Here is a 19,495-nt window from a genome sequence, read left to right on the forward strand (position 1 = left end):
CTAGACTGGCGTGACGGTCGATGGCCACCTGCCCCGCGTGTCGCTCGGTCTATCCGCAGGATGTGGCGACCTGTCCGGAGCACGGGGACGCGCTGCTGCCGGACGAGGCCTTCCTCGAGGAGGACGCGCAGCTGGCGCCGGGCACGATGCTCGGCGAGTACCGCGTCGAGCGGCTGCTCGGGGCGGGGACGTTCGGCGACGTCTACGCGGGCGAGCAACCCCTCATCGGCAAGCGGGTCGCGATCAAGGTGCTGAACCGGCGGTTCGCGTCCGATCCGACCGTCGTCTCGCGCTTCGTCGGCGAGGCGCGCGCGGTGAACCGCATCCGGCACCGCAACATCATCGACATCTTCTCCTTCGGCGTCGTCGACGGGCGGCACTACTTCGTCATGGAGCTGCTCGACGGGCTCACGCTCGGCGCGCTGATCCGGCGCGAGGGGCGCCTCTCGCCGGGCCGCGCCGTCCCCATCCTCGAGGGCATCGCCGACGCGCTCGACGCCGCGCACGCGGCGGGGATCACGCACCGCGATCTGAAGCCCGAGAACATCTTCGTGGCGATCGAGAAGGGCGGCCGCTACTTCCCCAAGCTGCTCGATTTCGGCGTGGCGAAGCTCGCCGACGAGGCGCTCGCCCACAAGACGGCCACGGGGGTCGCCGTCGGGACGCCCGCGTATATGTCGCCCGAGCAGGTCCGCGGCAAGGGCGTCGACCATCGCTCGGACATCTACGCCCTCGGCGTGATCGCCCACGAGGTGCTCACGGGGACGCTCGTCTTCCAGGGCGAGTCGATGATGGACGTGATGATGATGCACCTCCTCCACCCGCCGCCGCGCGCGTCGGAGGTCTGCGCGGACCTCCCGCCCGAGCTCGACGCCCCGGTGACGGCGATGCTGGCGAAGCGCGCCGAGGATCGCCCGCCGTCCGCCGGGGCGGCGGTCCAGGCGTTCGTCGAGCAGGTGCGCAAGCTCGGCCTCGAGGGGCTCGACAGCACGGGCGCCGCGCGGCCCAGGAGCAGCGCGCGCGTGGTGTCCGTCGGCTCGCAGGACGTCAGCTCCGAGGCGGCGACCGACGTGGTGGACGCGCTCGATCCGGAGGAGGGCGGCGGCGCGGACGGGGGCGGCGCGTCCCGGAGCGGCGCCTCCGGGAACGGCGGCTCCTCCGGCACGCTACGCAGCCCTGGCGAGAGCGGGGCCGTCGCGGCGGGGCGCACGCAGCCCATGCCGCCGGGCTCGGTGGCGCCCGCCGAGATCGGCCGGACGGTGGCGTTCGCCCCGCTCGCCGAGCCTGTTCGGGCGTCGAGGACCAGCGCCCGCCGCGCCGGGGTGCTCGCGGTGCTGCTCCTCGGCGGCGCGGTGGCCGGGGCGATCGCGTGGCTCCGCCCTGGCGGCGACGCTGCCTCGACCCGCGATGCCGCCCCGACAGCAGCCACGGGCGCGCCGCTTGGCGCTGCAGACGCCACCGGCGGGACGTCCGGCACCCAGGGCCCCCTCGGCGCGCCGCTGGTCGGCGCGGGCGCCGCCGGCGCGCCCTCCGGCGCCGTGGATCCTTCGGGCGCGCCGCCCGTCGCGAGCGCCGCGCCCCCCGGTGCCCAGGCGGCTCCGGGAGCCGCCGTGGGGGGACCGGCGCCGACCGCCCCGGTCGCCGGGGCGGCCAGCGCGGCGTCCACCGCGGCGCCCTCGGGCGTCCGGGGGACCCGACCGCGCAAGCACCACACCGATCTGGAGAAGCCGGCGTTCGACAGCCTCCGCGGAGCACCCTGACCATGAAGGCATCTCACGGAGCGTCGATCGTCCTGGCGATCGCGGCGGCGGGCTGCGCGAACCTCTCGCTGCTCGAGGAGGACGTCTGCGGCAACCGCGTCGTCGAGGCGCCGGACGAGGCCTGCGACGGGCAGGAAGGCTGCGGCGCGCCCGGGAGCGCGCACCAGTGCCGCTACCTCTGCGGGGGCGCCGAAGGGTTCGTGTGCCCCGGCGGCTACGGGTGCGGCGCGGACGGCGTCTGCCGGCGCCCCACGGGCGTGTTCGAGGAGCTCTCGGCGCGCACCATGGTCACGGCGATGGAGCTCTCGGCCGGCGACATCAACGCCGACGGCTGTGACGAGCTCGTGCACACGACGCTCGAGAGCACGACGATCACGGCGCTCCCCAGCCAGGCGCCTGGGCTGTGCGCGCAGGCGGAGCAGGCGCTCCCGATCGCCCGGGCGCCGTCGAGCGAGGAGACGTCGCCCGCTCCGATCCTGCGCGACCTCACGAGCGACGGCCAGCTCGAGCTCATCGTCGCCGGCCGCGGGGACGTGGTCTCCGCGCCGGGGGGCGCCGCGAACGGCCTCTTCGTGTTCTCCGCCTCGGAGAGCGGGGCCATGGCGCCCACGCTCTACGCGACGACGCGCCTCGACAGCGAGGCCGCGCGCCTCCTGTCGGCGCGGCTGCGCGGCCGCGACGCCGCGCTGATCTTCCTCGGAGCAGCCGCCGCGATGGGGGGATCGAGCGGCGGCGGTACGGGCGGCGAGCCGCCGGCGAGCGGCGGCCCCGGCCGTATCGCGGTGATGTCGGACCCGGCCGCGACGCCGCAGACGCTCGACGGCGACGTCGTGGCCCCGGGCGACATCGCGGCCGCGGTCGCCGCCGATCTGGACGGCGACGCCGCGGCGGACCCGGAGGCCTGCGACGAGGCGATCGTGGCGAAGCGGGGCGACGATCGGATCCGCATCTACGCCGTCTGCGGCCCCGCGGGCTCGAGCGCGCTCGCGGCGCTGCCCGAGGTGCAGCTCGGCCTCGGCGCGAGGATCCGCGACGTCAACGCGTCGCTCGCCGTGCACGATCAGAACCGCGACGGCTTCCTCGACATCGTCGTGAACGCCGTCCGCGCCGACCGCGGCGAGCTCCACGTCGCGTACGGCCTCGGCGACGGGCGCTTCCACGCGACGCCGGGCCTTCCGCCCGGCGGCTCGCCCGACCAGCGCACGGGCGCGCTCTCGCTCGACGACGCGGGGCTCGAGGCCGCGCTCGCCGATCCGGACCGGATCTTCGTCGCCGGCGAGTTCGACGAAGACCGTCCCGGGCCAGAGCTCGTGCCGCTCGACTGCCGCCCCAGCGCGCCGTTCCAGTCTCCGGTCTGCGGCTCGATCGGCGGAGGGTGCGAGGCGATCGCCGCCGACGTGAACGCCGACGGCCACCTCGATATCGTCGCCACCGAGACGCAGCGGCCCGACATCACGGTGTACACCGGCGCCTCGGACGGCGCGTTCTACACGCAGCGCGTCGCGACGCAGTGCCCGCCCCACTACCTCGCCGTCGGCGACTTCGACGGCGATCGGGTGAATGACATCGCTTACTTCGACCAGCAGGCGCGGCCGTCGTCGCCGCAGCCCTCGACCCGGCTCGACATCGCCTACGGCAACGCCTTCGCCGCGCCCTCCGCGCCGGCCGGGCACGGCCGCCTCGATCTCGCCAGCGGCCTCGTCGCGGGCCGCGTGCTCCAGGAGGCCACGGGCGCGCAGCTCTTCGCCCTGCGCGGTCTCCCGCGGCCGCCCGACGCGCCCGTGGGCTCCGGCTCCGGGCTGGCGCTCATCGAGGGGGGCCGTGATCGCCTCATCCGCGCGCCGTTCTACTTCGCCGCGCCTCCCGGAGCGCCGGGTGGCATGCCGCCTGGTCCTGGCGCGCCGAGCTCCATCCTGCCCGTGCGGCTCCTCGGCGTCGCGGGCGGCATGTTCGCGGTCGGGGCCGACGGCGAACCCCAGCAGCGCCTCGCCGCGATCACGGAGCTCGCCGTCGAGGGCGCGCCCGGTCCCGTGCCCGAAGGCACGCAGATCTGGCTGATCTCGGTCTCACCGGAGGGCGACAACCTGCGCGCCGAGGCGTCCGGCCGGCCCGGCGAGGGGGCGCCGCCGTGCGAGGCGTGCGTGCTCGCGCCGATCGACACCGACGGCGACCGCCGGGACGAGCTCGTGTGGCTCAACGACGGCGAGCTCGCGCTGTACGCGGCCGACGGCGAGAAGCTGGTCGAGACGGCCCGGCAGGAGACGGCGCACGTGTTCAAGGCCATCGTGGAGGACGTGAACCCGCCGAAGTACGCGCCGCGCCCGCTCGTCGCGGATCTGGACGGCGACGGGCGGCAGGATCTCCTCGCCCGCGCGGCGAGCGGCGAGATCGTCGCGCTCTGGGGCCGCGCCGGCGGGGGCTTCGACGAGACGGCGCTCGTCGCGCCGGAGCCTTGCGAGGGCGACCGGGCCTGCGCGGGCCTCGCCGTGGCGCTGCTCAACGCCGACGCCGACGTCGCGCTCGAGGTCGCCGTGGCCGGGCCCGGGCGGCTCGAGCTCTACGATCTCGACGCCGGCGCGCGGGCGCTGCGCCGCATCGACACCGCGTTCCCCGGGCCTCCGCCGGAGGCCGGCAGCGATTTCGTCGCGCTGGTCGCGGGCGACGTCGACGGGGATGGCGTCGACGATCTCGCGGTGGGGATGAGCTCCGCGTTCCTGAAGGTGTTCCGCGGCAAGCCGGTGCTGCAATGAGGGCGGCGGCGCGTTGCTTCGGCCCGTTGCTCGCCTGGGCCTCGCTGAGCCTCGCCGCGGCGCCCGCCGCGGCCCAGGCGGACGCGCGTCCGACGCCCGAGCAGGTGGCGCAGGCGGAGAGCTACTTCAACGCCGGCGCGCAGGCCTACGAGGCGGGCCAGTACCAGGTCGCCGCGGAGGCGTTCCTGGAGGCGCACGAGCGCGTGCCGAGCCCGTCGCTCCTGTTCTCGGCGGCGCAGGCGTTCCGGCGGCAGCACCTCACGGAGCCGTCGCCGGACGCGCTGCGCCGCGCGATCGCCCTCTACCGCGAGTACCTCCGCCAGGATCCGAAGGCGGCGCGCCGCGAGGAGGCGGTGACGGCCCTCGGGTCGCTCGTGCCGCTGGAGGCGCGGCTCCCCGGCGACGGCGCGGAGGCGCCGGGCGGCGAGGGCGCGACGGCGGCGGGCGGCGGCGCCGCGGCGGCCGCGAGGCCGGCTGCGGGCGGGACGCGGCTCTTGCTGTCGTCGCCGGCCGAGGGGGCCCGGGTGTCGGTCGATGGCCAGCCGTTCGTCGCGGCGCCGCTCGTGGCGCCGGTCGCGCCTGGCCCGCACCGCGTGCGGGTGCAGGCGGCGGGGCACGACGACGAAGAGCTCACGGTCGTCGCGGTCGCCGGTGAGCTGATGCCGCGGCACGTCGTGCTGCGCGTGAAGCCGGCGCAGCTGCGGGTGACCGGCACGGGCGGCGCGCGCATCGCGGTGGACGGGCAGGTGAGGGGGACGGTGCCGACGGCGGGCGCGATCGCGATCGAGCCGGGGGTTCATGTGGTCGAGGTCTCGCTGCCTGGATACGAGCTCTTCCGGCGAGGGCTCCGCGTGACGCGCGAGCAGGCCGTGGGGCTCGACGCCGATCTCCGCATGACGTCCCGCCGCGTCGCCGCGTGGACGGTGCTCGGCGTCGGCGCCGCGGGCGCCGTCGCGACCGGCGTGCTCGGGGGCCTCGCCCTCGCGAGCCAGAGCGATGCGGTCGAGCTGCGGGACAGGAAGGACGCGGGCTCGCTCGCGCCGTCGGAGCGGGATCGCTACAACGCGGCGGTCGACGCGCGCGGAAGTCTCGGCGCGGCGGCGGCCGTCGCCGGCGGGGTGTCGCTCCTGGCCGCCGCCGTGGGGTTCGGGCTCTTCGCGTTCGACGAGCCGAAGGGCCTTGGCGCCGCCGCTCCCGCTGCGCCGCCGCCGCGGGATCCCGGCATGGATGCGGAGTTCACGGTGGGCGTCCTGTCAGCAGGTGTTCGAGGGCGCTTTTAGATCAACCAGGCACGACGACGATCTCGCCGGTCGTGTACAGCGCCGAGGTGTCCCAGGCGAGCCCGGGGGCGAGCGGCACATCGATGCTCACCTCGGAGAACGTCCCCAGGAGGGCGCCGCTCCAGCCGAGCACGGCGACTGTGTCGCCGGCCTGGAAGGGCATGGCCTCGTCCTCCACGTGGATCTCCAGGGCCCCGTCGAGGGTCACGTCCCCGTCCACGAACAGGAGCGGCGCGGCGCTCGGCCCGGCGACGGTCACGCTCAGCCTCGCGAACGAGCCCTGACTGTAGCTCCCGGCGACGCTCGTCGAGGGGTACACCTCGCCCACGACCAGCGTGCCGAGCGAGGGGTTCGCGAGATCGCCCGTGAAGCTGCTGGTCTCGAGGCGCCCCCGGTAGAAATCGATGACGTAGCCGGCCTGGACCTCGATCTCTCCCGCAATGAGCTCGCCGTCCGCGAGCCGCACCGCCCACATCGGGCCGCCGGGAGCGCCTGGCAGCGGCGCGAGCCGGAGGAGGCCGCCGATGCGGACGGATCCTCCCCCGTCGATTTGCAGCGCCGGATAGACCGACGAGTCGGTGGACGCGAGGATCGTGACGTCACCGCTGTTGATCCACGACGCATAGACGTCGGTCACGTAGACGTACGCCGCGCCGCCTCGCGAGCGGATCTCGGCCTCCTCCGTGGCCAGGGTCCCCAGCGCTCCAAGGGCGATCCCGCCGATTCCATCGTCTCCCCCCACCGACAGCAGCCCCGCGTTCGTCCAGGTGCCGCCCCAGCCGCTCACGCTGACAACGCTGTTCTCGAGCTCGTTGCCGAGGACCTGCGCGTTCACGGTGGAGAGCTCGCCCCGGTAGACGGTCAGCTGCGCGGCCCTGCCGGCGCCGACGACGAACTCCCCCGTGCTCACCCACCTCGTCGCGGAGCCTGTGATGAACGCCTCGATCGGGCGGAAAGGGCCATCCGGGGCGTTGGCACCGAAATAGACGTTGTGCGAGAAGAAGCTGGCTCCTTTTCGGATCTCGAACCTGCCGCCCCACAGGTCACCGATGTACGCGTTGGTTCGGCTCGTCAGGGTCGCGTCGTAGCCCTCGACGAGCACGTCGCCGTAGGCGTGGAAGTACGGCCCGCTGACCAGGAGATCGTCGGTGATGACGCTGGCGCCGGTCCGTACGATGAGCCAGCCCCAGGCGAAGTGGCCCGCGCCGACCGCGAGAGAGCCATTGTTGGTCCACTGCGATCCGTACCCGACCACCTCGACCTTACCGGAGCCCTCGTAAGGCCCGCCGATGAGGGCGCCGGGGCTGAGCATCCTCCCCTTGTTGAAGACGCGCACGCCCCCCGAACGGGGCATGCCCCGTATCGTGCCGCCGACCAGCAGAGGGCTCTCCCCGAGGTCCCACGGGTCCGACGGGCTCGAGGGCAATACATCGTCCGAGATGGTCACATCCGCCCGGACCGGCACTGCCACGCTCACTGACACCGCCGCAAGCAACGCCGAAAGGGCGCATCGGACATGCTGGTTCATAGGCCTCCTGCTCAGCAAGAAAATTCACAGCACAAGAATTCCGTCCTCACTTCCCCCTACTGCCCGAGCCGGGTGGATCGCGAGACCGATATTCCCGCGCGCACTCTAGCAGACGACGCGTCTGACGATCGCACGTCCTCTCGGTTCAAAAGACCCCACCTTCGGCCAAAATACCCCACCGCCGGATGGCCCCTCTCGCGGGAGAACTCGGGAGTCGACTTTGCTGTCTCCGCCGCCCGTCGGTCCGATTGGCGAGACCGCGCTCGATCGGCTCGGGCCCGAGCGGCGCCCATGTGGGCCTCTCGATGACCAATCGGCTCCGACCCCTCCGTTTTCCATCACGGAACGCGCGCGCTCCGGAGACAGTCACGGGCATGAAGCGCTCCTCGTTGATCGTGCAGGCTGCCCTCGTCCTCCTCGCGTGCGCCTGCGGTGACGGAGGCGATGTCGGAGGGCAGGGCGGTCAGGGAGGCCAGGCGAGCGGAGGTCTCTCCACCGGCACGACGGGCGCCGGCGCAGCCTCGTCCGCCAGCACCACCGGCGCCGGCCAAGGCCCGTCCGGCAGCACGACGGGCGCCGGCGGAGGTCTCGGCCCCCACGTCCCCGAGCCGAGCACGCCCACGCGCGGCGGGACGATGACGTTCACGAACATCGGCGCGCCCGGCTGGTGGCCCCGCCGCATCGACCGCGAGCCGGGCGACCCGGCGTGCGATTACAAGGACGGCGACGACACCTGGGGCGGGCACTGCTGCATGACCGAGCATCAGACGACGAGCGACAGGCTCGCCCCGTTCGATGAAGAGATGACCCTCATCATGAAGGCCATCCGCGTGAAGCAGCTCGCCGTCTACCAGCCCGGCAGCGACCCTGCCGCATGGCAGATGGTCTCGTCGTGGGACGCGAAGAACGGCGCAGGCTCCAATCTGCTCGTCACGGAAGGGCAGACCACCTCCGCCGACTTCACGGGCGACCTCACGAAGAAGGACTGCGTCACGTACTTCACGCAGGACAAGCCCTTCGCGTGCGGTGACGGCAAGGATTATTACTGTCCCGACGATCCGGGCATCATGCACCTCGGCTGGGCGGGCTCGAAGCTCGTGGTCTTCCTGGCGTCGATGACGTTCGACGACGCGGGCGTCGAGAAATGCGACGGCGACGGGCAGGGCCACCCCGGCCCGTGGGTCGCGTTCGTCGCTTCCGAGCTCATTCGCGACGGCGGCCGCAAGTGGAACGGGCTCTGCAACTGCTACTCGAAGACGGGCACCGTCGGCGACGGCTGCGGCGAGATCAACGTGTTCGAGGTCGTGATGGACAACAACGAGTACAGCAACCGCGAGTTCATGAGCACCGGTGTCCGCTCGTTCCAGGAGGGGCACATCGGCGGCAGCGTCTGCGGGACCGGCTGTGATCGCGACGAGTTCGCCGAGGACGTCGAGGTGGTCGATGCGTGCGCGCAAAAGGCCTACGACAAGGGGCCCGTCATCGAGGCCGGCGGGCCCTCGGACGGCTGCCCGACATGGCGCCGGCCCAGCGGCGATCGCTACTTCATGATCCTGCTCGATGAGGCGCAGCGCACGATCCAGGTCGCGGTCATCCACCCCGAGAGGATCCCCTCCGCCGCGGCCGAGATGCTCCCCGATCTGCCGGGCGGGCTCTCGCGCGGCTCGATCGACGCCATGATCTCGATGCGCCTGCCGGAGTGAGCCCCATGAAACCGAGGAACACCATGCACAATCTCCGTCAGCTTCCGGCGCGGTGGGTCTACATCGCCGCTATCGCGTCCTTCGCCGCGGTGCCGGCGTGCTCGAGCAGCGACGACGAGGCACAGGCGTCGTCGGGGTCGAGCGGCGCCGGCGCGGGCAGCTCGAGCAGCAGCAGCGGCGCCGCAAGCTCGAGCGGCGCCGGCGCGGGCAGCTCGAGCAGCAGCGGCGCCGCAAGCTCGAGCGGCGCCGGCGCGGGCAGCTCGAGCAGCAGCAGCGGCGCCGCAAGCTCGAGCGGCAGCGGCGGCCCTGCGCCGGCGGGCTGCAAGCGCGGCCTCGCGTATGGCTATCACTCGAAGGCCGACATGGATGTCCTCTCCCCGGCAGTGTCCTGGTGGTACAACTGGACTCATGTTCCGGACGAGGGTGTCCGGCCCGATTATTACAGGACGCTCGGCGTCGAGTACGTACCGATGGTGTGGGGCGGGGGCAACCTCGACAGCGCCGCCGCCGGCCGCATCGCCTCCGAGATCCCCGAGGGGGCGAGGTTCCTGCTGGGGTTCAACGAGCCGAACTTCGGGGCGCAGGCCGACCTCTCCGCGGCCGAAGCCGCGGCTCTCTGGCCGCACGTCGAGGCGGTGGCCGACGCGCGCGGCCTCGCGCTCGTGTCGCCGGCCGTGAACTTCTGCGGCGGCGATTGCCAGGAGACCGATCCCTTCAAGTACCTGGACGACTTCTTCGCCGCGTGCAGGGGGTGCCGGGTCGATTACATCGGTATCCACATCTACACCGGCTGCAAGGGAGAAGGCGACAACCAGGCTCAGTGGCTCATCAACCACGTCGAGACGTACAAGTCACGGTTCGACAAGCCCCTCTGGCTCACCGAGTTCGCGTGCGACAGCGCGGGCTCCCTCGCCGAGCAGAAGGAGTTCCTCGTCGACGCGCTGGCGTACCTCGAGAACGAGCCCCGGATCGCGAAGTACGCGTGGTTCTCGGGCCGCGCCGACAACGTCCGGCACGCGAGCTTGCTCGGCGACGACGGCGAGCTCAACGAGCTCGGTCAAGCCTACGTCAGCGCGCCGCAGCACGCGTGCGGAGCCTCGACGGAGTGAGCGTGACGCGGCGGGCAGGCCGGTCGCCTGCGCGCTCTCCCGCCGTGACCACCACGCCGCAGCGCCCTGGACCCGCCGCGGCTCGCCCCTCGAGCGGCGTCGGCGCGGCAGGCCCGCGCCGCAACGCGTCGGTGCGGCTGCCGTCAGCGACGCGAGCGTGAGGCTCGAAGGCGCGGTCACCCCGCGCCACCAGCTCCGGTCCTCCCCAGGCGCGGGCCTCGCGCTCGCCGCGCCAGTTTGTGATTGACGCCGGCTATGTGAGCGTTCACATTCGGCACTCCGAATATTCTTTTGCCTTCCCCTGGATGGGCCGCCAGGCGCACCGGGGCCTGCGTCGTGCGCGTTCACCTCGACGGTCGCGCCATGGCCCCGGACGAGGCGCATGCCGGGGGAAAGGAGGAGCAGCGGTCGGGCTCGGCTGGGATGACACCAGGGCGCACTCCAAGCGCGGAACATCTGGCAACCACTGTCTGCCAATCTCGCAGTTCGCCGTCGTCGGTCTCAAGTGAGCGCTTCGCGCAGGCGCAACGCAACCAGAGGGGCATTGTGCACCACGAAAAGAAAGCCGTCAGTCGCATCCATGTCTTCTGTTTGCTCTCGAGCGTCGCGATGCTGGCGTGCGGCGATGAGGGCGGCGACGCGGCACAAGCTGCGGGCGCGGGCAGCCCGAGCGTGTCAGCCGCCAGCGGGGCGTCGACCGGCGTGACCGCTGGGTCGAGCAGCGCTTCCGGCGGCACGAGCAGCGGCGAAGCCGCCGGTAGCGGCGGAGCGACCGTCGGCGCCGGTGGAGCGGGCTCGGGTGGAACGGGCGGCGCGGGCGGCGCGGGCGGCGCGGGCGGCGCCGGGACAGGCGGGGCCGGCGGTGACGGAGGTGGAGGTGACGCGGTGAAGTCCGCAGGCTGCGGCAAGATGCGCACGCTCCAGAACGGCGCTGGCACCGTGCAGAGCGGCGGAAAGAGCCGCAAATACGCCCTGCGCGCCCCCGACGATTACGATAGCGACCACCCGTACCGGCTCATTCTCTCCTTCCACGGGGCCACGGGCAACAGCGGCCAGGTTGCGCCCTCTTATTTCGGGCTCTGGTCGCTCTCCGAAGGGAGCACCATCTTCATCGCGCCCGACGCTGTCGGCGGGATCTGGTCAGCCGACGATGTGACCTTCGTCGACGACATCCTCAAGCAGGTCACGGGCGATCTCTGCATCGACACCTCGCGCATCGAGCTCGAAGGCTTCAGCCAGGGGGGGGCGATGGCGTGGACGCTGGCCTGCGCGCGTCCGGACGTTTACCGCGCCGCGGTCGTGCACTCCGGCGGCGGTCTCCCCCGGCCGGCGAGCTGTCAGCCGGTCGCCTTCATGTCTTCGCTCGGTCAGCAGGAGAGCGGCGGAGCCGGACAGACCTCCAACAGCGATTTCTTCGCCAAGCAAAATGGATGCATGGTGGAGTCCCTGGCCAAGGCGCCCAGAGGTGGCCACGCCTGCTCGGACTACAAGGGCTGCTCCGCGGGGCACCCCACCCGCTGGTGTGACTACGACGGCGGTCATACCCCGTCGCCGAACGACGGCGGGCAGCAGATGTCATGGATGCCTCAGGAAGTGTGGACGTTCCTGAGTCAGTTCTAGAACACCGATCGTGTTGAAACCCGGAGAATTTTCACAGGGAGGCGAGGAGGCGGGGAGGAAGAAGAGAAGCAGCTCTCCTTACCCGCGGTCTCTCGCTCCCCGCCTCCTCGGCTCCCTGTGAAATCCCCGCTGTTCCTCGGGGTTTCAGCCCGCTTGTCGCTCTAGAGTGCGCGAAACAAAGCGGCGCTGGCTCGCGTGCCAGGTTGTCGTTGATAGGGAGTCTCTGTTCGATGGACCAATTCAAAAGTCACGTCCTCGGGCTCGCGTCGCTCTCGCTGGCGCTGCTCGTTGCGCTGCCTGCGCGCGGGGCATCGCTGCAGAAAGTCAACCAGAGCGAATGGGGGGCGGACGGCCTGCCCAGCTACGTCAACATGTACATCTACGTGCCTGACAAGCTGGCGGCCAAGCCTCCCATCGTCGTCGCTCCCCATCATTGCCAGGGAAATGGCCAGGGCACGTTCAGCGAGATGTCGAGCCTGGTGTCCATCGCGAACACCAGCGGCTTCATCATGATCTTCCCGGAGGCCACCGGGCAGAACTGCTGGGACGCGGGATCGACGAGATCGCTCGCCCACGGCGGCGGCGGCGACACGGGGGCCATCGTCCAGATGGTGAAATACACGCTCGCGAAGTACAGCGGCGATGCGGGCCGCGTGTACTCGGTCGGCGGGTCGTCGGGCGGCATCATGACCGAGGCGCTGCTCGGTGTGTATCCGGACGTGTTCATGGCCGGCGTGTCGCTCATGGGTGTTCCGTGCGGCTGCTGGGCCGAGGGCTACAACGACGTCACCGGGACGGGGAGCTCGGCCCAGTGGAGCGGGCCCTGCGGGGGCGGCAACGTCACGAAGACCGGGCAGCAGTGGGGAGACCTCGTTCGTTCGTATTTCCCCGGTTACACCGGCCATCGCCCGCGCCTGCAGCACTGGCATGGCACCGCCGACACGATCCTCAGCTACAAGAACATGGCTGAAGACGTCAAGGAGTGGACGAACCTCCTGGGGTTGAGCGAAACCCCGAGTGGGACCGACACGCCGAAGCGCGGAACCACGCGCCAGTCCTGGAAGAGCTCCTGCGGCTACACGGTCTATGAGGCCTTTTCGATGGACGGTGTCGGGCACGCCGTGCCGTTCGATGGACCCGCCGTCGCCGCCTATTTCGGCCTCGACAGGGCCGGTGGTCAGGATCCAGAGACGGCGGCTTGTCCCGGCGCTGTCCCCGGCGGCAACGACACCGGAGGAGCGGGCGGCGCGGCCGGAGCCGGAGGCGCGGGGGGCGAGCCCGGAGCCGGAGGCGCGGGGGGCGAGGCCGCAACCGGAGGCGCGGGGGGCGAGCCCGGAGCCGGAGGCGCGGGTGGCGGGGCCGCAACCGGAGGCGCGGGCGGGGTCATGGGAAGTGGCTCAGGCAGCGGCGGCGCGATGGACACCGCGTCCGGGGGGGCGAACGGACAGGACGCCAGCTCGGGAAGCGGCGACTCGACAGAAGGAGAAGGCTCCAGCTCCGGCTGCAGCTGCGCCGTGGGCAGCGACGCGAGCGACTCTGGCGCCCAGGCGGGTCTCGTCCTCGCGGCGCTGGGATTGCTGCTCGGTCGCCCGAAGCGCCGCCCGCGCTGAGCGCACGGGAAGACCAGGGTCTCACTTGCCGTAGGCCACCCGCCACACGGTGTTGCTCTGGTCGTCGGTCACCAGCAGCGCGCCGTCCCTGGCCACGGCGACGCCGACCGGGCGACCCCACACGTCACCGGTGCTCGTGACGAAGCCGGTCATGAAGTCTTCGTAATATCCCGCCGCCTTGCCGTCCTTGACCGGGACGCGGATCACCTTGTATCCGGTGCGCCGCGACCGGTTCCACGAGCCGTGCTCCGCCGCGAAGATGTGTCCCTGGTAGTCGGCCGGGAACTGCTGGCCCGTGTAGAAGCAGAGGTCGAGGGACGCCGAGTGCGACTGGATCAGCACGTCCGGCACGATGACCTTGTCCCGGAGCTCGGGGTGCTTGCCCTTGTGCCGCGGATCCTGATGCCCGCCGAGGTAGTACCAGGGCCAGCCGTAGAAGCCGCCCTCTTGCACGCGCGTCACGTAGTCGGGGACCAGGTTGTCGCCCAGCTCGTCGCGCTCGTTCACGCTGGTCCAGAGCGCGCCCGTCGCCGGCTCGATGGCCAGGCCGACCGGGTTGCGGATGCCTGACGCATGGAGCACCTCGTTCTTGCCGTCGGGCGTGAAGGCCAGGATGCAGGCGCGCCGGATCTCGTCCTCGTCGTCATCGACGTTGGAGCGGGAGCCCACGGACACGAACATTCGCTGGTTGTCCTTGCTGAAGACGATATCGCGGGTCCAGTGGCCGCCGCCGCCCACGGCCTCCCTGCCCGAGGGGATGTTGGTGACCAGCGCCTCGGCCGGGCCGCTGGCCCTTGTGTCACCCGCCTTGTAAGGGAACCGCACAACGCTGTCGGTGTTCGCGATGTAGACGTGCGTCGGCGCCTCGGTCCCGCTCGGATAGAAGGCGATGCCGAAGGGGCGGTTCAGGTCCTCGGCGTAGACGCTGCGGACATCGGCCTTGCCGTCGCCGTCCGTGTCCCGGAGCACCTGAACCCGGTCCGCCGCGCTCTCGGCCACGAACACGTCGCCGTTCGGCGCCACCTGCACCACGCGCGGCTTCTCCAGACCCGTGGCGAGCTCGGTGACGGTGAATCCCGACGGGACTTTGGGGAACGCACCGGCTGGACGATCTGCCCTGTTCGGGCTGTTGGTCACCGACTCGCCCTCGTTGGGCGCGGGGAGGTCGGCGACGGTGATCTTGCGCTTCACGCCCGGCGCGTCCGTCGTCCAGTCGCCCAGCGCGTCGGCGCCGGTGAGGATCCTGTCGGTGGGCGCCGGCTGCGGCGTGACCTCGGCGCGCTTGGGCGAGCAGGAGGCCAGCGCGCCCGCGCCGGCGCCGACCAAGAGCACCTGAGCCACCCCACGCCGGCGCCACAGGCGACCTGAGATTCGGTTGTCCATGGACTCGGGTTGCCATTCGGCTGCTCCTCTGTCCACCGCTCCACCGCTTCTCTGGACCGATGAGCCCGCCGATCGCCTCGCCTCTCGCCATGAGCAGACGGGGGAGCGCCCCTCCATCCAGCCCCGGCTGCCGCCCCTGCGCCGACTACCAGTCCGCCTCGATCACCCCTCCGGTGTACTGCGTGCTGGTCGGCGTGTACTGGTGCACCTCGAACTTGTTGCCGTCGGGGTCCGCCAGCCAGATCTGGTACGTGTTGTCGCAGCCGAGCTTCTTCTCGGTGAACGGGACGCCGCGGCTCTTCAGCGTCGCCATCACGGCGTCCATGTCGTCGGTCTCCAGGCAGAAGTGGGCGATCCCGGTATTGACCACCTCGCCGAGGTTCCGGTCCTCGAACATCTCCATATAGTTGCCGTCGGCGATCTCGAGGTAAGCGCCGAACGGCGCGCCTTCGCGGGTGAAGCTGAACTTGGTGGCGAACCCGAGCTTGCCGTAGAAGTCGACCGAGCGCTGCAGATCCCTCACGTTGAGACAGACGTGCGCGATGCGTGTGAACATGGGGAGAGCCTCCGCGACGGCGCCGGGGTAGGGGAGCGGCGCACGCCGCTGAGGATACCCCACCCGGAGGCCCCGGCGCGACGGTGGCCCTTCGCCGTCCCCGTTCTCCTCAGCGCAGCCCGAGCCGCTTCGCGAGGTGGTGCAGGTTGCTGCGGTGCATCCCGAGCGATCGCGCCGCGGCGGCCCAGTTGCCGTCGGCCTGCGCCACGGCCCGCTCGATGAGCCCGCGCTGGAACGCGTCGACCTGCTCGTTCAGCGGCGCCGCCGCCGCGGCGGGCGCCGCCTTCTCCGCTTCGTCCTCGCGCGGCGCGGGCTCCGGCGCCGCGGCGACGTCGACCCCCAGGTGGGCCGGCTTGACGACCACGGGCGCCCCGCGGGGCACGCCCCGCGACGCCTGCAGCACCATCCGGAACACCGTGTTCTCCAGCTCGCGCACGTTCCCCGGCCAGGCGCCGCCCGCGAGCAGCTCGCGCGCCGCCTTCGTCAGCCGCACCGGCCCGACGCCGAGCCGCGCGCGCGCCTCGTCGCAGAAGTGGCCGGCGAGCAGCGGGATATCGCTCCTCCGCTCGCGCAGCGGCGGCACCGCGAGGCGGTAGACGTTGAGCCGGTGGAACAGGTCGGCGCGGAAGCGCCCCTCGGCCACCTCCCGCTCGATATCGCGGTTCGTCGCCGCCACGACGCGCACGTCGACGCGCAGCGACCGATCGGCGCCGACCCGCTGCACCTCGCCCTCCTGCAGCGCCCGCAGCAGCTTCGGCTGGATCGACAGCGGCAGCTCGCCGATCTCGTCGAGGAGCAGCGTGCCCTTGTCCGCCACCTCGAGCTTCCCCGGCCGGCTCTGCTCCGCCCCGGTGAACGCGCCGCGCACGTGCCCGAACAGCTCGCTCTCCGCCACCGACTCGGGCAGCGCCGCGCAGTTCACGTGGAGCAGCGGCTCGCCCCGACGCCCCGACGCCGCGTGGACGGCGCGCGCCACGAGCTCTTTCCCCACGCCCGTCTCGCCCGTGATGAGCACCGTGAGATCCGACGGCCCCACGAGCGCGATCTCGTCGCGCAGCCGCTGCATCGCCGGGCTCGTCCCCAGCAGGCTCGCGCCCCGCTCCCGCTCCGCCGCCCGCCGGAGATCGTCGGCCACCAGGCCGAGCCGCTCGGCGCTGTGCTCGAGCGCGTCGATGAGCTGGCTCGTGCGCACCGCCGCGCCGGCCAGCGCGCCCAGCCAGGAGAGCGTCGCCGCGTCGACCCCCTCGAAGGCCCGCGGGTCGCGCGCGTCGGCCGTCAGCAGCCCGATGAGCGCGCCCTCGACCCGCAGCGGACAGCCAAGGCACGCGTGCACGTGCGCCAGCGCTGTCGCGTCCGACGCGAGCAGCCCGTCGAACGGATCCGGCAGCTCGGTGTCCGGCGCGAAGCGCACCGGCGCCTCCGCGTGGCAGAGGAGGTCGAGCCGCGGGTGCGCCTTCGTGCAAAACGTGCGCCCCAGCGCCTCCGGCGCGAGCCCGTGCGCCGCGAGCGGCACCAGCACGCCGTCCTGATACCGCATCAGGCACGCCGCATCACACGGCACCACGTGCCGCACCGCCTCGAGCAGGCGCCGGTACCGATCCTCGGCGCCCAGCGACGTCGTGAGATCGAGCGCGACCGACAGCAGCGCCTCCAGCTTCGGCTTCACCATGTTGTCGATCGTACAACGTGGTTGTCGATTCGACAACGAACGGATGTTGCGAAAATCGCAACACCACCCGCCTGGAGGCACGAAACGAGGGGGCGCATGGCAGCGGCACGCCGGCTGCTTCAGGGCCGGGCGTCACGACCGGAGCCCTCGAGGTCGCGCCGCGGAGGCGCGGGCGCGCCGGGGGCTCACGCGAACAACGAGGTCGCTATGCATAACCTACGACGACTCTGGCTGGCGCTCGCCGCCGTCATCACCGCTGGCTTCTTGATACTCGGCTTCATGGGTCGGGAGGTGTACCGCAAGGCCCCGCCGATCCCCGAGCGGGTCCAGACGCCGGCCGGCCGGGTGCTGCTCACGAAGGACGATATCCTGGACGGGCAGCTCGTCTATCAGAGCATCGGCGGGCAGCAGGTCGGCAGCGTCTGGGGGCACGGCGCTTACCAGGCGCCGGACTGGTCGGCCGACTGGCTCCATCGCGAGGCCGAGGCGCAGCTCGCGCTCTGGAGCCAGCGAGAGCACGGCGCGGCGTTCGCGGCGCTCCCGGACGAGGCGCAGGCCGCGCTCAAGGCGCGGCTCCAGCGGACGATGCGCCAGAACGGCTACGACGCCGCGACCGGCGCGCTCACGGTCTCCGAGGATCGCGCGCTGGCGATCGAGCAGACCGCGGCGCATTATCGCGCGCTCTTCGGCGACGAGCCGAGCCTCACCGGGCTGCGCGAGAGCTACGCGCTGCACACGGGCGCGGTCCCCGACGCCGGGCGGCGCGACAAGCTGACCGCCTTCTTCTTCTGGACCTCGTGGGCCACGGCCGCGGAGCGCCCTGGCACCGGCGCCAGCTACACGAACAACTGGCCTCATGAGCCGCTCGTCGGCAACGTCCCCACGGCCGCCAACGTGATCTGGTCGATCGTCAGCATCGTGCTGCTGCTCGCCGGGATCGGCGCGCTCGTCTGGTACCACGCGTTCCGCCGCAGCGAGGAGCCGGCCGTCGCCGCCCCGGCGAGCGACCCGCTCTCGGGGTGGGTGCTCACGCCGTCGATGCGGGCCGTCGGGAAGTACTGCCTCGTCGTCGTCGCGCTGCTCGTGCTCCAGGTCGCGCTCGGCGCCCTGACCGCGCACTACACGGTGGAAGGACACGAGGTCTTCGGCCTGCCTGTCGCGGACTACCTGCCGTACGCGGTGACGCGCACCTGGCACGTCCAGCTCGGCGTCTTCTGGATCGCGACCGCGTTCCTCGCGGCGGGGCTGTTCCTCGCGCCGGCGGTGGGCGGGCGCGAGCCGAAGGGGCAGCGGCTCGGCGTGAACGTCCTCTTCGGGGCGCTCGTCCTCGTGGTCTTCGGCTCGCTCGCCGGAGAGTGGCTGTCGGTGAAGCAGCGCTTCGCGCTCGAGCACTCGTTCTGGTTCGGGCACCAGGGGTACGAGTACGTCGACCTCGGCCGCGCCTTCCAGATAGCGCTCTTCGGCGGCCTCGCGCTCTGGCTCTTCCTGATGCTGCGCGCGCTCTGGCCCGCGCTCTCGCGGCGCGACATGAGCCGGCACATCGTGCTGCTCTTCACCGGCGCGACGGTCGCGATCGGGATGTTCTACGGCGTGGGGCTGTTCTACGGCGCGAAGACGCACCTCTCGGTCATGGAGTACTGGCGCTGGTGGGTCGTCCACCTGTGGGTCGAGGGGTTCATGGAGGTGTTCGCCACCGCGGCCATCGCGTTCCTGTTCACCCGGTTCGGGCTCGTGCGGCCCGACAGCGCGGCGCGGGCGGCGCTCCTGTCCACCTGCATCTTCCTCGTCTCGGGCATCCCCGGCACGTTCCACCACCTCTACTTCAGCGGCACGCCGGTCTCGGTGATGGCGGTCGGCGCGAGCTTCAGCGCCCTGGAGGTCGTGCCGCTCGTCCTCGTGGGGATGGAGGCGCACGAGACCTGGCAGATGCAGCACCGGAGCGCGTGGATGCAGGCCTATCGCTGGCCCATCCAGTTCTTCGTCGCCGTCGCGTTCTGGAACTTCGTCGGCGCCGGGGTGTTCGGCTTCCTCATCAACCCGCCGATCGCGCTCTATTACATGCAGGGCCTCAACACGACCCCCGTGCACGCGCACGCCGCCCTCTTCGGCGTCTACGGGCTGTTGTCCCTCGGCCTCGTGCTGGTGATGCTCCGCCGCCTGCGCCCCGACGCGGTGTGGAACGAGGCGCGGCTCCGGGTGGCGTTCTGGGGGATGAACGGCGGCCTCGGCCTCATGATCCTCCTGAGCCTCTTGCCGATCGGGCTGGCGCAGGCGTGGGCCAGCGTCGAGCGCGGGCTGTGGTATGCGCGGAGCGCGGAGTTCATGCAGCAGCCGGTCCTCGAGGCGCTGCGCTGGATGCGGCTCGTCGGAGACACCCTGTTCATCGTCGGCGTCCTGGCCTTCGTCGGGTTCGTCGCGGGGCTCTTCACCCGCAGGCCGGCGGGCGCTGCCTCGGCGAAGCCCGCGCCCGAAGGTGAGGCGGCAGGGATGGCCGCGCCGGCTGCGAGCGGCGCGCCGGCGGTCTGAG

At 72.0% G+C, this 19,495-nt stretch carries 12 protein-coding genes and 1 pseudogene; 8 read left to right on the plus strand and 5 right to left on the minus strand.

Annotated features, from left to right (window positions below; all coding sequences use genetic code 11):
• Positions 1-62 precede the first annotated feature (62 nt).
• Genes WMF11_RS18365 through WMF11_RS18375 form a run of 3 tightly spaced genes read left to right on the plus strand, consistent with a single transcriptional unit; the run spans position 63 to position 5,790 of the window.
• Positions 63-1,760 (plus strand): serine/threonine-protein kinase, encoded by a 1,698-nt coding sequence (locus WMF11_RS18365; protein WP_437978379.1) that lies wholly within the window; start codon positions 63-65, stop codon positions 1,758-1,760.
• A 2-nt stretch (positions 1,761-1,762) separates the two neighbouring features.
• Entirely contained in the window at positions 1,763-4,510 is a 2,748-nt protein-coding gene (locus WMF11_RS18370) for an FG-GAP repeat domain-containing protein (RefSeq protein ID WP_437978380.1), read from the plus strand.
• Positions 4,507-5,790 carry a PEGA domain-containing protein gene (locus WMF11_RS18375; RefSeq protein WP_437978381.1) on the plus strand — a complete coding sequence of 428 codons (1,284 nt, stop codon included), beginning with the start codon at positions 4,507-4,509 and terminating at the stop codon, positions 5,788-5,790. Before WMF11_RS18370 ends, WMF11_RS18375 begins: the two co-directional genes overlap by 4 nt.
• A 1-nt stretch (position 5,791) precedes the next feature.
• On the opposite strand, the gene WMF11_RS18380 is transcribed toward WMF11_RS18375, so the two are convergent.
• On the minus strand, positions 5,792-7,144 hold the full coding sequence (locus WMF11_RS18380; RefSeq protein ID WP_437909676.1) for a hypothetical protein: 1,353 nt from the start codon (positions 7,142-7,144) through the stop codon (positions 5,792-5,794).
• A 548-nt stretch (positions 7,145-7,692) separates the two neighbouring features.
• Here WMF11_RS18380 and WMF11_RS18385 point away from each other — a divergent pair.
• The gene (locus WMF11_RS18385; RefSeq protein WP_437978382.1) at positions 7,693-9,021 is read left to right on the plus strand and encodes a DUF2403 domain-containing lipoprotein; all 1,329 of its coding nucleotides are present in this window, start codon (positions 7,693-7,695) and stop codon (positions 9,019-9,021) included.
• 58 nt (positions 9,022-9,079) lie between these two features.
• On the opposite strand, the gene WMF11_RS18390 is transcribed toward WMF11_RS18385, so the two are convergent.
• Positions 9,080-9,346 carry a hypothetical protein gene (locus tag WMF11_RS18390; protein WP_437979437.1) on the minus strand — a complete coding sequence of 89 codons (267 nt, stop codon included), beginning with the start codon at positions 9,344-9,346 and terminating at the stop codon, positions 9,080-9,082.
• Positions 9,347-9,362: 16 nt separating this feature from the next.
• Here WMF11_RS18390 and WMF11_RS18395 point away from each other — a divergent pair.
• From WMF11_RS18395 to WMF11_RS18405, 3 genes and pseudogenes are all read left to right on the plus strand, one after another.
• Positions 9,363-10,130, plus strand: a pseudogene (locus tag WMF11_RS18395) (glycoside hydrolase family protein); the annotation flags it as partial.
• Positions 10,131-10,676: 546 nt separating this feature from the next.
• On the plus strand, positions 10,677-11,750 hold the full coding sequence (locus WMF11_RS18400; RefSeq protein ID WP_437978383.1) for an alpha/beta hydrolase family esterase: 1,074 nt from the start codon (positions 10,677-10,679) through the stop codon (positions 11,748-11,750).
• A 230-nt stretch (positions 11,751-11,980) separates the two neighbouring features.
• A complete protein-coding gene (locus WMF11_RS18405; RefSeq protein ID WP_437978384.1) occupies positions 11,981-13,360 on the plus strand; it encodes an extracellular catalytic domain type 1 short-chain-length polyhydroxyalkanoate depolymerase in 1,380 nt (459 codons plus the stop codon).
• A gap of 21 nt (positions 13,361-13,381) precedes the next feature.
• On the opposite strand, the gene WMF11_RS18410 is transcribed toward WMF11_RS18405, so the two are convergent.
• From WMF11_RS18410 to norR, 3 genes are all read right to left on the minus strand, one after another.
• Positions 13,382-14,743, minus strand: coding sequence for a PQQ-dependent sugar dehydrogenase (locus tag WMF11_RS18410; RefSeq protein WP_437978385.1), 1,362 nt, complete (start codon positions 14,741-14,743; stop codon positions 13,382-13,384).
• Between the two features lie 145 nt (positions 14,744-14,888).
• Positions 14,889-15,299: a VOC family protein gene (locus tag WMF11_RS18415; RefSeq protein ID WP_437909681.1), complete on the minus strand. Its 411-nt coding sequence runs from the start codon at positions 15,297-15,299 to the stop codon at positions 14,889-14,891.
• Positions 15,300-15,408: 109 nt separating this feature from the next.
• Positions 15,409-16,968 (minus strand): nitric oxide reductase transcriptional regulator NorR, encoded by a 1,560-nt coding sequence (gene norR / locus WMF11_RS18420; protein ID WP_437978386.1) that lies wholly within the window; start codon positions 16,966-16,968, stop codon positions 15,409-15,411.
• 207 nt (positions 16,969-17,175) lie between these two features.
• Between norR and WMF11_RS18425 the strand changes: the two genes are divergently transcribed.
• Positions 17,176-19,494 carry a nitric-oxide reductase large subunit gene (locus WMF11_RS18425; RefSeq protein WP_437909683.1) on the plus strand — a complete coding sequence of 773 codons (2,319 nt, stop codon included), beginning with the start codon at positions 17,176-17,178 and terminating at the stop codon, positions 19,492-19,494.
• Position 19,495: the final 1 nt, after the last annotated feature.

Origin of the sequence: Sorangium sp. So ce295 (assembly GCF_051527405.1) — a bacterium.
Taxonomy (GTDB): domain Bacteria; phylum Myxococcota_A; class Polyangia; order Polyangiales; family Polyangiaceae; genus Sorangium; species Sorangium cellulosum_B.

Coding starts and splice junctions, on each gene's coding strand:
- WMF11_RS18370 (WP_437978380.1), top strand. CDS start 1,763: ATGAAGGCATCTCACGGAGCGTCGATCGTCCTGGCGATCGCGGCGGCG.
- WMF11_RS18375 (WP_437978381.1), top strand. CDS start 4,507: ATGAGGGCGGCGGCGCGTTGCTTCGGCCCGTTGCTCGCCTGGGCCTCG.
- WMF11_RS18380 (WP_437909676.1), bottom strand. CDS start 7,144: ATGCCCCGTTCGGGGGGCGTGCGCGTCTTCAACAAGGGGAGGATGCTC.
- WMF11_RS18385 (WP_437978382.1), top strand. CDS start 7,693: ATGAAGCGCTCCTCGTTGATCGTGCAGGCTGCCCTCGTCCTCCTCGCG.
- WMF11_RS18405 (WP_437978384.1), top strand. CDS start 11,981: ATGGACCAATTCAAAAGTCACGTCCTCGGGCTCGCGTCGCTCTCGCTG.
- WMF11_RS18410 (WP_437978385.1), bottom strand. CDS start 14,743: ATGGACAACCGAATCTCAGGTCGCCTGTGGCGCCGGCGTGGGGTGGCT.
- WMF11_RS18415 (WP_437909681.1), bottom strand. CDS start 15,299: ATGTTCACACGCATCGCGCACGTCTGTCTCAACGTGAGGGATCTGCAG.
- norR (WP_437978386.1), bottom strand. CDS start 16,968: ATGGTGAAGCCGAAGCTGGAGGCGCTGCTGTCGGTCGCGCTCGATCTC.
- WMF11_RS18425 (WP_437909683.1), top strand. CDS start 17,176: ATGCATAACCTACGACGACTCTGGCTGGCGCTCGCCGCCGTCATCACC.